This window comes from Bradyrhizobium sp. USDA 4354 (genome assembly GCF_054060315.1).
The window spans coordinates 4698438-4712261 of sequence record NZ_JBSSDC010000001.1 but is presented as its reverse complement, the minus strand read 5'-3'; the positions used below and the strand labels follow the sequence as shown (position 1 = coordinate 4712261).

6 protein-coding genes and 1 pseudogene are annotated in these 13824 nt (G+C 62.9%); all 7 read right to left on the bottom strand.

The window, feature by feature from the left end; translation table 11 throughout:
- Positions 1-69: 69 nt before the first annotated feature.
- The 7 genes and pseudogenes from tuf to rpoC all read right to left on the bottom strand — a co-directional run bounded on the left by tuf (position 70) and on the right by rpoC (position 13737).
- Positions 70-1260 (bottom strand): elongation factor Tu, encoded by a 1191-nt coding sequence (tuf, locus tag ACVIIV_RS21575; RefSeq protein ID WP_027574053.1) that lies wholly within the window; start codon positions 1258-1260, stop codon positions 70-72.
- A gap of 40 nt (positions 1261-1300) precedes the next feature.
- Complete coding sequence (gene fusA, locus ACVIIV_RS21570) at positions 1301-3373, bottom strand: elongation factor G (protein WP_128933132.1); 2073 nt, start codon at positions 3371-3373, stop codon at positions 1301-1303.
- A 33-nt stretch (positions 3374-3406) separates the two neighbouring features.
- Positions 3407-3877: a 30S ribosomal protein S7 gene (gene rpsG / locus ACVIIV_RS21565; protein WP_018647239.1), complete on the bottom strand. Its 471-nt coding sequence runs from the start codon at positions 3875-3877 to the stop codon at positions 3407-3409.
- Positions 3878-3892: 15 nt separating this feature from the next.
- Positions 3893-4264: a 30S ribosomal protein S12 gene (gene rpsL / locus ACVIIV_RS21560; RefSeq protein ID WP_007603006.1), complete on the bottom strand. Its 372-nt coding sequence runs from the start codon at positions 4262-4264 to the stop codon at positions 3893-3895.
- Between the two features lie 907 nt (positions 4265-5171).
- A pseudogene (locus tag ACVIIV_RS21555) lies at positions 5172-7161 on the bottom strand (ABC transporter ATP-binding protein).
- A gap of 131 nt (positions 7162-7292) precedes the next feature.
- The gene (locus ACVIIV_RS21550; RefSeq protein ID WP_456745958.1) at positions 7293-9347 is read right to left on the bottom strand and encodes an FAD-dependent oxidoreductase; all 2055 of its coding nucleotides are present in this window, start codon (positions 9345-9347) and stop codon (positions 7293-7295) included.
- A gap of 193 nt (positions 9348-9540) precedes the next feature.
- A complete protein-coding gene (gene rpoC, locus ACVIIV_RS21545; protein ID WP_456745957.1) occupies positions 9541-13737 on the bottom strand; it encodes a DNA-directed RNA polymerase subunit beta' in 4197 nt (1398 codons plus the stop codon).
- Between the last annotated feature and the right edge of the window lie 87 nt (positions 13738-13824).

Genomic DNA, 13824 nt, shown 5'->3' with positions numbered 1-13824 from the left:
CTTAGTGAGTGGCGAGTAGCGAATAGCGAATAGAAACTATTCGCCACTCGCCATTCCCTATTCGCGTTGTTACTCGATGATCGAGGCGACGACGCCGGCGCCGACGGTGCGGCCGCCTTCGCGGATCGCGAAGCGGAGCTTCTCTTCCATCGCGATCGGCACGATCAGGTGCACTTCCATCGCGATATTGTCGCCCGGCATCACCATCTCCGTGCCTTCCGGCAGGTGCACGACACCGGTCACGTCGGTGGTGCGGAAGTAGAACTGCGGACGGTAGTTGGTGAAGAACGGGGTGTGGCGACCGCCCTCTTCCTTGGTGAGGATGTAGGCCTCAGCCTTGAACTTGGTGTGCGGCTTGACCGAACCCGGCTTGGCCAGAACCTGGCCGCGCTCGACGTCCTCGCGCTTGGTGCCGCGGAGCAGAGCGCCGATGTTGTCGCCGGCTTGGCCCTGATCGAGCAGCTTGCGGAACATTTCGACGCCGGTGACGGTGGTCTTCTGGGTGGCGCGGAGACCGACGATCTCGATTTCCTCGCCGACCTTGACGACGCCGCGCTCGACACGGCCGGTCACGACGGTGCCGCGGCCCGAGATCGAGAACACGTCTTCAACCGGCATCAGGAACGGCTGGTCGATCGGACGCTCCGGCTGCGGGATGTACTCGTCGACGTTGCGCATCAGCTCGAGGATGGCGTCGTGGCCGAGCTTCTTGTCGGAGTCTTCGAGAGCGGCGAGCGCCGAACCCTTGATGATCGGGATCTTGTCGCCCGGGAATTCGTACTTCGAGAGCAGCTCGCGGACCTCGAGCTCGACGAGCTCGAGCAGCTCCGGATCGTCGACCATGTCGCACTTGTTGAGGAACACGACGAGCGCGGGCACGCCGACCTGGCGGGCGAGCAGGATGTGCTCGCGGGTCTGCGGCATCGGGCCGTCAGCGGCCGACACGACCAGGATCGCACCGTCCATCTGGGCGGCGCCGGTGATCATGTTCTTGACGTAGTCGGCGTGGCCGGGGCAGTCGACGTGGGCGTAGTGGCGGTTCGTGGTCTCGTACTCGACGTGCGCGGTCGAGATGGTGATGCCGCGCGCCTTCTCTTCCGGCGCCTTGTCGATCTGATCGTACGCGGTGAACGTCGCACCGCCGGTCTCGGCGAGGATCTTGGTGATCGCCGCGGTCAGCGACGTCTTGCCATGGTCGACGTGACCGATGGTGCCGATGTTGCAGTGCGGCTTGGTACGTTCAAACTTTGCTTTGGCCATTTGACTCTCCGTTCAATCGTCGACTTGAGACCGACGACAATCAGGCAAACTTCTTCTGGACTTCTGCCGACACGTTGGCCGGCGCTTCTGCGTAGTGATCGAACTGCATGGTGAAGGTCGCGCGACCCTGGCTCATCGAGCGCAGATTGTTCACGTAACCGAACATGTTCATGAGCGGCACCATCGCGTTGATGACGTTGGCGTTGCCGCGCATGTCCTGACCCTGGATCTGACCGCGCCGGGAATTCAGGTCGCCGATGACCGAGCCGGTGTAGTCTTCCGGGGTCACCACCTCGACCTTCATGATCGGCTCGAGCAGGACGGACTTGCCCATCTGCAGCGCTTCGCGGAAGCAGGCGCGCGAAGCAATTTCGAAGGCGAGCGCCGACGAGTCGACGTCGTGATACTTGCCGTCGACGAGCTGCACCTTGACGTCGACCACGGGGAAGCCCGCGACCACGCCGGACGACAGCACGCTCTCCAGGCCCTTCTCGACGCCTGGGATATATTCCTTCGGCACCGCGCCGCCGACGATCTTCGATTCGAATTCGTAGCCCTTGCCGGGCTCGTTCGGCTCGACGATGAACGACACGGCTGCGAATTGGCCGGTACCGCCGGTCTGCTTCTTGTGGGTGTAGCTGTGCTCGACCCGCTTGGTGACACGCTCACGGAAGGCCACCTGCGGCGCGCCGATGTTGGCGTCGACCTTGTAGGTACGCTTGAGGATGTCGACCTTGATGTCGAGATGGAGTTCGCCCATGCCCTTGAGGATGGTCTGGCCGGACTCGTGGTCGGTCGACACGCGGAAGGACGGATCCTCCGCGGCGAGCTTGGCCAGCGCCACGCCCAGCTTCTCCTGGTCGGCCTTGGACTTCGGCTCGATCGCGATCTCGATGACCGGCTCCGGGAACTCCATCTTCTCCAGGATCACCTGCTTGTCGGGATCGCACAGCGTGTCACCGGTGCGCGCTTCCTTCAGGCCGGCCAGCGCGACGATGTCGCCGGCATAGGCTTCCTTGATGTCCTCGCGGTTGTTCGCATGCATCAACAGCATGCGCCCGATGCGCTCCTTCTTCTCGCGGGTCGAATTCACGACGCCGGTGCCGCTCTGCAGAACGCCGGAATAGATGCGGCAGAAAGTGATGGTGCCGACGAACGGGTCGTCCATGATCTTGAACGCGAGCAGCGCCAGCGGCTCCTTGTCGTCCGCCTTGCGTACGACTTCGTTGCCCTTGTCGTCGGTGCCCTTGATCGCGGGCACGTCGAGCGGCGACGGCAGGTAGTCGACGACGGCGTCGAGCAGCGGCTGCACGCCCTTGTTCTTGAAGGCCGAGCCGCACAGCACGGGATAGAACGCGCCGGTCAGGACCGCCTTGCGGATCAGGCGCTTCAGGGTCGCCTCGTCCGGCTCCTTGCCATCGAGGTAGGCGGCCATGGCGTCGTCGTCGAGCTCGACGGCGGCTTCCACCATCTTCTCGCGGTATTCCTTGGCCTGGTCGACGAGGTCTTCCGGAATGTCGACATAGTCGAACTTCGCGCCGAGCGCTTCATCGTTCCAGACGACGCCCTTCATCTTCACGAGGTCGACAAGACCCTTGAAGTTGTTCTCGGCACCGATCGGAAGCTGGATCGCGACGGGCTTGGCGCCCAGACGGTCGACGATGTCCGACAGACATTTGAAGAAGTCGGCACCGATCTTGTCCATCTTGTTGGCGAAGACGATGCGCGGAACCTTGTACTTGTCGCCCTGGCGCCAGACGGTCTCGGTCTGGGGCTCGACGCCTTGGTTGGAGTCGAGCACACAGACGGCGCCGTCGAGCACGCGCAAGCTGCGCTCGACCTCGATGGTGAAGTCGACGTGGCCGGGAGTGTCGATGATGTTCAGGCGCTTGCCGGCCCAGAAGGCGGTGGTCGCAGCCGAGGTGATCGTGATGCCACGCTCCTGCTCCTGCTCCATCCAGTCCATCGTCGCGGCACCTTCGTGCACTTCGCCGATCTTGTGGCTCTTGCCGGTGTAATAGAGGATGCGCTCGGTCGTCGTCGTCTTGCCGGCGTCGATATGCGCCATGATACCGAAGTTACGGTAGTCCTCGATGGCATGTTGGCGGGGCATAGGGTGTTCCTTGCGAGTCCGTTTGTTTCGCCGTTACCAGCGATAGTGCGAGAAGGCGCGGTTGGCTTCCGCCATGCGGTGCACATCTTCGCGCTTCTTGACGGCGTTCCCCCGATTGTTCGATGCGTCCAGGAGCTCCGCCGAGAGCCGCTCGGTCATCGTCTTCTCATTGCGCTCGCGCGCAGCCGCGATCAGCCAGCGGATGCCCAGGGCCTGCCGGCGGGTCGAACGAACCTCGACCGGAACCTGGTAGGTCGCACCGCCGACGCGACGGGAGCGAACCTCGATCGTCGGCATGACGTTCTCGAGCGCCTGCTCGAACACGCCGAGCGGGTTCTGCTTGGTCTTGGATTCGATGATGCCGAACGCGCCGTAGACGATACCTTCGGCGACCGACTTCTTGCCGGCGTACATCACCGAGTTCATGAACTTCGTGACGATGATGTTCCCGAACTTCGGATCCGGGAGAACTTCGCGCTTTTCCGCAGAGTGGCGACGAGACATAGGCTTGGTTCCCGCTTACTTCGGACGCTTCGCGCCGTACTTCGAACGACGCTGCTTACGGTTCTTGACGCCCTGGGTATCCAGAACGCCGCGGAGGATGTGGTAGCGCACGCCCGGCAAGTCCTTGACGCGGCCGCCGCGGATCATGACCACCGAGTGCTCCTGGAGGTTATGACCCTCGCCGGGGATGTAGCCGATCACCTCGAAGCCGTTGGTCAGGCGCACCTTGGCGACCTTACGAAGCGCCGAGTTCGGCTTCTTCGGGGTCGTGGTGTAGACGCGCGTGCAAACACCACGCTTCTGCGGCGACTGCTGCAGCGCCGGCACCTTCTTGCGCGACTTCTGCACTTCACGCGGTTGAGCGATCAGCTGGTTGATCGTCGGCATCCTGGCCTTACCCTTTGTTCTGCCGCGGCCCCTCTCGGGTCCGCTGTCTTGCCGCGGCCCGTTGCCGGGACCGCAAATTCGTTTCGAGCCACCCGCCCGAGGGGCCACCTTGCGCGAAATAACCCGCGCAAAGCGAAATTGCGCCAACCGCTCCATCAACGAGCGGAAAGCGCTTCGACGCCACAGAGGACCGCAGTCTTGAGGCCGCTCAGCGTAACGCCGCGGCCCGCGCACTGAGGTCATGCATCCGAATTCGATCTCAAGAGAGCTTGCTCGAGAGAACTAAAGTCGCACTGGCATTGCCTAGCTATGATCGACAGCGTTTGAGCGGCATTCGTCGAGGTTGGTGCCCGCCTTTTGCGACCCCTGTGGATCTAGTCCTTGGGGATCGACGGGTGGCCCGTTCCGACGCTGGCGATGCTCACCGCCTGTCGTTAAGTGAGGCGCTTTCTATAAGTGAGAATCGGTCAAGTCAAGGTGAAACGACAGTCACAAAGCGCTTCAGGCGTCTGCAAAAATAGCCTCTTGGCTGCCGCCCCGCGCCTGCCTGACATGGGAACGAAGAGCTTGACCTGCTAGGTCCCGACAAGACATTATACCCGGATTAAATGTAGTTTTATTATCATACTGAGGGCTTTTTGCTGTCCATGCACAAGTCTGCCGGCTGGTAGCAGGCTTTCCAGCTTCCCCGGCGTGCCGCGTTGCCCGGTCTTGGGGGGATTTCGATGGTAGTGGTCGATCCGCGGGGACCGAGGCGCCCAAGCCAAGTGTCCAAAAAAATTCAGCGGCTTCGCGCCGGCCGAAGGCCCTGCCTCAGAGAATCGGTGAGTCGGTGCTGGACCGCGCGTGACCGGGAGACGAGACATAGCGGCCCCGGCGGTGGTTCCCTCGGAGCCGAACGCTCGGGTCACTCCTCCTCGTCGTCATCGTCGCTGTCGTCGTCGGCGTGAGCTGCGGCGCCATGCGGCTGGTGGATCTGGTCGTTCCACAGCTTGCGATAGGTGCCGTTCTTGGCAAGCAGCTCGGGCATGGGAGCCGCGCTCGATCGCCCTGCCCCCTGAAATCACGATGATCTCATCCATCTCGACCACCGAAGTCAGGCGGTGGGTCGACCAGATCATGGTGCGGCCCTTGGCGACCTTGAGCAGCGTGCGGTTGATCGCGGCCTCCGTGGTCTGGTCCAGCGCCGAGGTGGCTTCGTCCAGCAGCAGCACGGACGGGTTACGGATGATCGCGCGCGCGATCGCGATGCGCTGGCGCTGGCCGCCTGACAGCGTGTCTCCGCGCTCGCCGACCTGCGTGTCGTATCGCTGCGGCAGGCTCATGATGTAGCGGTGGATCTCGGCCTTCTTGGCCGCCTCCTCCACCTCCTCGTCGGTCGCCCCCTCCTTGCCGAGCCGGATGTTCTCGCGGATCGACATGTTGAACAGCATGTTCTCCTGGAACACCACCGCCATGCTCCGGCGCAGAGAATCCAGCGTCACCTTGCGGACATCGACGCCGTCGATGGTGACGCGGCCCTCGTCGGGCACGTAGAGCCGCAGGATCAGATTGAGCAGCGTGCTCTTACCGGAGCCGCTCGGACCGACGATCGCGATGCGCTTGCCAGCATTGAGCTTGAGGCTGAGATTGTCCAGCACCGGCGTCTGACTGCCCTCGTACTGGAAGGTGACGTGATCGAAGGTAATGTCGTTGGTGATGCGCGGCAGATCGGGCGCACCGGGGCGATCGGCCCCGCGGGTCGGCTCGTCGAGCAGCTCCTGGATGTGGCGGATCGCGGCGGCCGAGGAGATCGACACCGGGATGAAATGCATCACATGGGCGATGTTGTAGGAGACCTCCCAGAACGCGCTCTCGAAGGTGACGAAGGTGCCGATGGTGATCTGGCCCTTGGTCGCCAGATAGGCACCGATCGCGAGCACCACGAGGTGCAGGAGGAGCACTGAGATGGTGACCGTCCGCTCCACCATGGTCGAGAGGAACGCGGCCGAGGCGATCTTGTTGCGGGTCTCGTCGTTGCGCAAGGTGAAGAAGCCGAACATCTTGCGTTGAAGGCTGAACGCCTTGATCACGGCCTGGGCCGCCACGTTCTCCTGCACCATGCCGAGCAGCGCGCTCTCGTTGAGCTTCTGCTCGTAATTGGCCTGCACGGCCTTGGGCGTCAGAATGCGCGGGCCGATCAGTGTGATCGGGAACACCAGCAGCGCGACGACGGCGAGCTGCCAATTGAGAAACACCATCAAGATGATGCCGGCGATCAGCTCCAGGAACGGCAGCGCGGCGCTGTTGGCAAACGTCTTGACCGAGCCTTCGAAGGCCGAGAGATCGACCGAGAAGCGCGACAGGATCTCGCCGCGCTTGGTACGGCCGAAATAGGCCGCCGGCAGGTCCTGGACGTGCTCGAACAGGCGCTTGCGGACATCGGAGATGATGCAGGCGGCAAGCCGCGCGTCCCAGCGCTCGTACCAGACGGCAACGATCGAGGTGAAGATGCCCGCGACGGCGAGCACGCCGAGGATCTTGTAAAGTGCGTGAAAATCCTCCTCGCCGAGCGCGTCGTCGATCAGGAACTTGAGGCTGAGCGGCATGATGACGTTGAACAACGTCTCGACCACAACGCCGAACGCCACGAATGACAGCATCCGCTTGTAGTTGGAGAGATAGGGTTTGACGAACCCGACGATGCTCGCGAGCGCGCCGGCGGCTTCACGCGCGGTAAAGACGACGAGGTCCTCGTCCTCATCGTCGTCGTCGAGCTCCAGCTCGTCCTCCTCCTGGTCTTCGGCGTCCTCGTCGTTTTCGAGCTCCGGCTTAGCGAGGGCAAGCTTGTCGTCGAGCTCGGCCGCCTCTTCCGCGGCGAGCTTCTGTTTGTCGGGCGGGAGGGGCTTGGACGCCATGAAACCAACCGATGCTGACGGCCGGCATGACCGCAGAGAAGCAGAAAATAGCGGCAACCGCTATTGCACCGATTCTATGCGATCAGGATGAATTCGGCAAAACAATTGGCGGATCCGACCGCGCCCCGCGGCTAGTCCTCGTCCTCGACCTTGTCGAAGAAGGAATAGCGCAAGGAGTCCGCGTCCGCATACCACTGCCCTGGCCCCTTGTTGGCGGCGAGCGTCGCCTCCCAGAGCGCATCGGTACAATCCTTGCGGTGCATCGACAGGTCGAAGCCGTTGCCGAAGAACAGTTCGGACCATTCCCACCAGGTGCCGAGCTTCTTGACCCCACGCAGGAGGTCGTAGCGGTCGATCAACGCCGGCGCCATGTCCGAGGTGATCGAACCGAACACGAGGCCGGTCTTGACCACGCGGTTGAGCTCGCGGACCGCGCGGACCACCTGCTTCGGGGAAACGTGGCAGAGGCTGGTCTCGAACACGAAGTCGAACGCGCCGTCCTTGAACGGCATGTCGGTGACTGATCCGAGCTTGTTGTACTTCTTCAGCGCTTTCGGCGTCTTGGCATGGATGGTGCGGTTGTTCTCGATTCCCCATGCATTGATGCCGCGATCGCGCAGCGCGCCGACCAGTTCTCCGCTGGCGGAACCCGCGACCAGCAGCTTGGCGCCTGTCGCCTTGCCCCACACGATGCCGATCAGCCTGGTGAGGTAATCGGGATCGGTGAAGTGCCGCCACGCTTCATGATAGGGGCCGAGGCCGCGATAGTTCTCGAAATAATCGCGATCGATCTTGTCCGAGAGCGGCTTGTCCTCCTGCGCGCGTTCACGGCGCAGGCGCATCATCTCGGTCAGGATGATGTCGGTCGCCGCGTCCGAGGAGTCGAGCAGGCCGTTCAGCGTCGAATCGAACAAATAGTCGCCGACCACCACGATGCCGGGATGCTCGTTCGGCTCGGGCCTGTGATTGGTCATGACGTCGCGTACGGGCAAACCACCCGGCAGCGCATTCACCGACGACAGCCAGCGGTGAATCTTGCCCTCCATCAAATGCAAACGCGCATCGCCGAGAGAAGCCGGCAGCGATTTCAGGGCGGCATCGATCAGCTCCTGATCCGACAGATTGGCAAAAGCCAGCGCGTCGGAACCGGGAATGAGCCAGTTCAGAACACCATGCTTGCCGACGTCGTGGCGCGCGCCCTCGTTGTAGACGCAGCAGCCGCCGAAGGCCTCCGACATGAACCAGGCGCCCGGAATCTTCTCGCCCCAGAACGGCTCGTCGAACAGGAGCGAGACACGCAAATAATGCGCGGGGCGGTCGAAGTAGGCAACGTGCTTGACCATCGACCTGCGCAGCTGCTCGCCCTCCCAGCCGAGGGTGGCGAGCCAGGAATGCGGCAGGCAGACCAGCACGAGATCGAAGTCGCGGGTCTCCGGTCCCTTGCCGTTCATCATCTTGAGCTGATAGCGGCCGGTCGGCGCCTTGCCGACGGTGAGCACGCGATGGTTGAGCTGGATGTCGGCATTGACCTCCGACTGCAGGCATTCGATCAGCTGCTCGTTGCCGTTCTGGATGGAATAGAGGCCGATATAGCCGTCGACATCCATCAGGTAGTTCTTGAGCGCGTTGAGACCGTTGGTGTTGTGGCTCTCGGTCGCGATGTCGGAGCGCGCCATCACCTTGAAGAAGCGCTTTGCCGTCTCGTCCTCGACCTCCTCATCGAGCACCTGCTCGGCGGTCTTGTAGGCCCAGGGATTCTCGTTGTCGTGCGCGCCAACGCCCTCGTAATATTCGATCGGCGACATCACCTCGGTGCAGCGCTTGCGGAACGCCTCGATCGCAGCCGCGGTCTTGGCGCCGTATTTGCGGCGCATGCCCGGCACGTCATTGAGGAGCTCGCCGCCGAACTGCACCTGCTCGGCGTCCATCGGAATGGTCTGGAGGCCGAAATGCTGGATCAGCTCGCGCAGCGGATCGGGTCCGGTCATCGAGTAATCATAGATCTCGGCGACGCCGGCCTCGTACATCGCCGGCGCCGAATCGAATTTACGCGTGACGATCTTGCCGCCGAGCCGGTCGGAGGCCTCGTAGATGGTGACGCGACAGAGATCGCCGAGCTTGCGCTTAAGATACCAGGCACTCATCAGCCCGCCTGGGCCGCCGCCTACGATTGCGAGATCAAGCATAAAAGTTCCGTGGTCTTCCGGCCCTGCCCCCTTCGCGGGACCACCGGTCTAAGTCGCCTTAGCAGAAGCGCTTTTGCGGCTGAAGGAAAGATGAACAAAGGTTGATCCCGCATCGCAACAAGCAAACAAAGCAGCAAAAAGGCCGGCAAAAGCCGGCCTTTTCATTGTCCTCGGTATTCCTACGGATGAACGATCATTCCGCAGGCGGCAGCGCAGGGAGCTCGGCTTCCGGCGCCGGCGACACGACGGCGGCCTGCTTCTCGCGCTCGTCCAGGATCAGCTTGTCGCGCTTCATGGCGACTTCGCGGATCTTGGCCATGGAGGCGCCGGTGCCAGCCGGGATCAGCCGGCCGACGATGACGTTCTCCTTGAGGCCTTCGAGCGGATCGATCTTGCCGTTGACCGCCGCCTCAGTGAGGACGCGGGTGGTCTCCTGGAACGATGCCGCCGAGAAGAAGGAGCGGGTCTGGAGGCTCGCCTTGGTGATGCCGAGCAGAACCGGCGTTCCCGTGGCGGGCTTCTTGCCCTCTTCCTTGGCCTTCACGTTCAGCGCGTCGAACTCGATCTTGTCGACCTGCTCGCCGGAGATCATGTCCGTATCGCCCTGATCGGTGATTTCCACCTTCTGGAGCATCTGACGGACAATCACCTCGATGTGCTTGTCGTTGATGAGCACGCCCTGCAGCCGGTAGACCTCCTGGATCTCGTTGACCAGATAGGCCGCGAGTTCCTCGATGCCCTTCACCGCAAGGATGTCGTGCGGCGCCGGGTTGCCTTCCACGATGAAGTCGCCCTTTTCGACGACGTCGCCGTCCTGAAGGTGGATGTGCTTGCCCTTCGGGATCAGGTACTCGCGCGGCTCGTCGGTCTTGTCCATCGGCTCGATCGAGATGCGACGCTTGTTCTTGTAGTCGCGCCCGAACCGGATGGTGCCCGCGATTTCGGCGATGATCGCCGCATCCTTCGGGCGCCGGGCCTCGAACAGTTCCGCCACCCGCGGCAGACCGCCGGTGATGTCACGCGTCTTGGCGCTTTCGGTCGAGACGCGGGCGAGGATATCGCCCGGCTGGACCTTGGCTCCGATGTCGACCGAGAGAATGGCGTCGACCGACAGCATGTAGCGGGCATCGCCGCCACGGGCGAGCTTGAGCACCTTGCCGTCCTTGCCCTTGACCACGATGGCCGGACGCAGGTCCGAGCCGCCGCGCGTCGAGCGCCAGTCGATGACCACGCGCTTGGCGATACCGGTGGCTTCGTCGAGCGTTTCCGAGATCGACTGCCCCTCGACCAGATCCTCGAAGCCGATGGTTCCTTCGACTTCGGTGAGCAGCGGACGGGTGTAGGGATCCCACTCGACGATGCGCTGGCCGCGCTTGACCATGTCGCCCTCGTCGACGTGCAGGCGCGAACCGTACTGGATACGGTGCGTCGCACGCTCGGTGCCGTCGGCATCGACGATGGCCACCACCATGTTGCGCACCATCGCGATCAGGTGACCTTCGCTGTTGCGGGCGATGGCCTTGTTCCTGATCACGATCTTGCCGTCGAAGTTGGCTTCGACGAAGGACTGCTCGTTGAGCTGCGCCGCACCACCGATGTGGAAGGTGCGCATGGTGAGCTGAGTGCCCGGCTCGCCGATCGACTGCGCCGCGATGACGCCGACCGCTTCGCCGTGGTTGACCGGCGTGCCGCGGGCGAGGTCGCGGCCGTAGCACTTGCCGCAGATGCCGTTGACGAGTTCGCAGGTCAGCGCCGAACGGATCTTCACCTCCTGAACGCCACCCTGCTGGATGGCTTCCAGATGACTCTCCTCCATCAGCGTATCGCGCTTGATGATCACCTTGCCCGAGCTGTCGCGAATGTCTTCGCAGGCCGTGCGGCCCAGGATGCGCGAGCCGAGCGAGGCCACCACGGTGCCGGCATCGACGATGGCGCGCATCTTGATGCCGAGCTTGGTGCCACAGTCGCTCTGCGTGATGATGCAGTCCTGCGCGACGTCGACGAGACGACGGGTCAGGTAGCCCGAGTTCGCGGTCTTCAACGCGGTGTCCGCGAGGCCCTTGCGGGCGCCGTGGGTCGAGTTGAAGTACTCGAGAACCGAGAGGCCTTCCTTGAAGTTCGAGATGATCGGCGTCTCGATGATCTCACCCGACGGCTTGGCCATCAGGCCGCGCATGCCGGCGAGCTGGCGCATCTGGGCCGGCGAACCGCGGGCACCGGAGTGGGCCATCATGTAGATCGAGTTGATGTCGGCATCGGCTCCGCCCGCCGTCTTCTTGGTGGCGGAGATCTCCTTCATCATCGCCTTGGCGATTTCTTCCGTGGCCTTCGACCAGGCGTCGACGACCTTGTTGTACTTCTCGCCATGGGTGATCAGACCGTCGTTGTACTGCTGCTCGAAATCCTTCGCCAGCGTACGAGTGGTATCGACGATCTTCCACTTGCCGTGCGGCACGACCATGTCGTCCTTGCCGAACGAAATGCCGGCCTTGAACGCGTTGTAGAAGCCGAGCGCCATGATGCGGTCGCAGAAGATCACCGTCTCCTTCTGACCGCAGTGGCGATAGACTTGGTCGATGACGCCGGAGATCTCGCGCTTGGTCATCAGCTTGTTGATGATCTCGTACGAGATCCGCGGGTTCTTCGGCAGCAGGTTGCCGAGCATGACGCGGCCGGCGGTGGTCTCGATCCAGCGCTTGGAGACCTTGCCGGTCTCGTCCATGCCCTCCCACCGGTACTTGATCTTGGTGTGGAGGTGGATCACCTTCGCGTGCAGCGCGTGCTCGAGCTCGGCCATGTCGCCGAACACCTTGCCCTCGCCGGGCAGGCCTTCGCGCATGATCGAGACGTAGTACAGACCGAGCACGATGTCCTGCGACGGCACGATGATCGGCTGACCGTTCGCCGGATGCAGGATGTTATTGGTCGACATCATCAGGACGCGCGCTTCCAGCTGCGCTTCGAGCGACAGCGGAACGTGCACGGCCATCTGATCGCCGTCGAAGTCGGCGTTGAAGGCGGAGCAGACCAGCGGATGCAGCTGGATCGCCTTGCCTTCGATCAGCACGGGCTCGAACGCCTGGATGCCGAGGCGGTGCAGCGTCGGCGCGCGGTTGAGCAGCACCGGATGCTCGCGGATCACCTCGTCCAGGATATCCCAGACCTCGGGCCGCTCCTTCTCGACCAGCTTCTTGGCCTGCTTCACGGTGGTGGACAGGCCCTTGGCGTCGAGCCGCGAGTAGATGAACGGCTTGAAAAGCTCGAGCGCCATCTTCTTCGGCAGGCCGCACTGATGCAGGCGCAGCTCGGGACCGACCACGATCACCGAACGGCCCGAATAGTCGACGCGCTTGCCGAGCAGGTTCTGGCGGAAGCGGCCCTGCTTGCCCTTGAGCATGTCGGCGAGCGACTTCAGCGGGCGCTTGTTGGCGCCGGTAATGACGCGGCCGCGGCGGCCGTTGTCGAACAGCGCATCGACCGCTTCCTGAAGCATGCGCTTCTCGTTGCGGATGATGATGTCGGGCGCGCGCAGCTCCATCAGCCGCTTCAAACGGTTGTTGCGGTTGATGACGCGGCGATAGAGGTCGTTGAGATCAGAGGTCGCGAAGCGGCCGCCGTCCAGCGGCACCAGCGGACGCAGGTCCGGCGGAATCACCGGGACCACGGTCATGATCATCCATTCCGGCTTGTTGCCGGAGTGGCGGAACGCTTCCACGATCTTGAGGCGCTTGGCGAGCTTCTTGTGCTTGATGTCGGAGTCGGTCTCCTGCATCTCCGCACGCAGGGACAGCTCGAGCTTCTCGAGGTCCATACCCTTGAGCAGCTCGCGGATCGCCTCGGCGCCGATCATGGCGGTGAAGCTGTCCTGGCCGTACTCGTCCTGCGCCTTCAGATACTCGTCTTCCGACAGGAGCTGACGGTCCTTGAGCGCGGTGAGGCCCGGCTCGAGCACGACGTAGTATTCGAAGTAGAGGATCCGCTCGAGATCCTTCAGCGTCATGTCGAGCAGGAGGCCGATGCGCGAGGGCAGCGACTTCAGGAACCAGATGTGGGCGACGGGTGCTGCGAGCTCGATATGGCCCATGCGCTCGCGCCGGACGCGCGACAGCGTGACCTCGACCGAGCACTTCTCGCAGATGATGCCCTTGTACTTCATGCGCTTGTACTTGCCGCACAAGCACTCGTAGTCCTTGATCGGCCCGAAGATGCGGGCGCAGAACAGGCCGTCGCGCTCGGGCTTGAAGGTGCGGTAGTTGATGGTCTCCGGCTTCTTGATCTCGCCGTAGGACCAGGACAGAATCTTCTCGGGGGACGCGATCGAGATCCGGATCTGGTCGAAGACCTGAGCCGGCGTCGTCGGGTTGAAGAGATTCATAACTTCTTGGTTCATGGTCTTCTCCTTCGGAGAAAGCGAATGGCGAATGGCGAGTAGCGAATTGTTCGCTTCACTAGCCACCCCGCCGTTATTCGCCCCTTG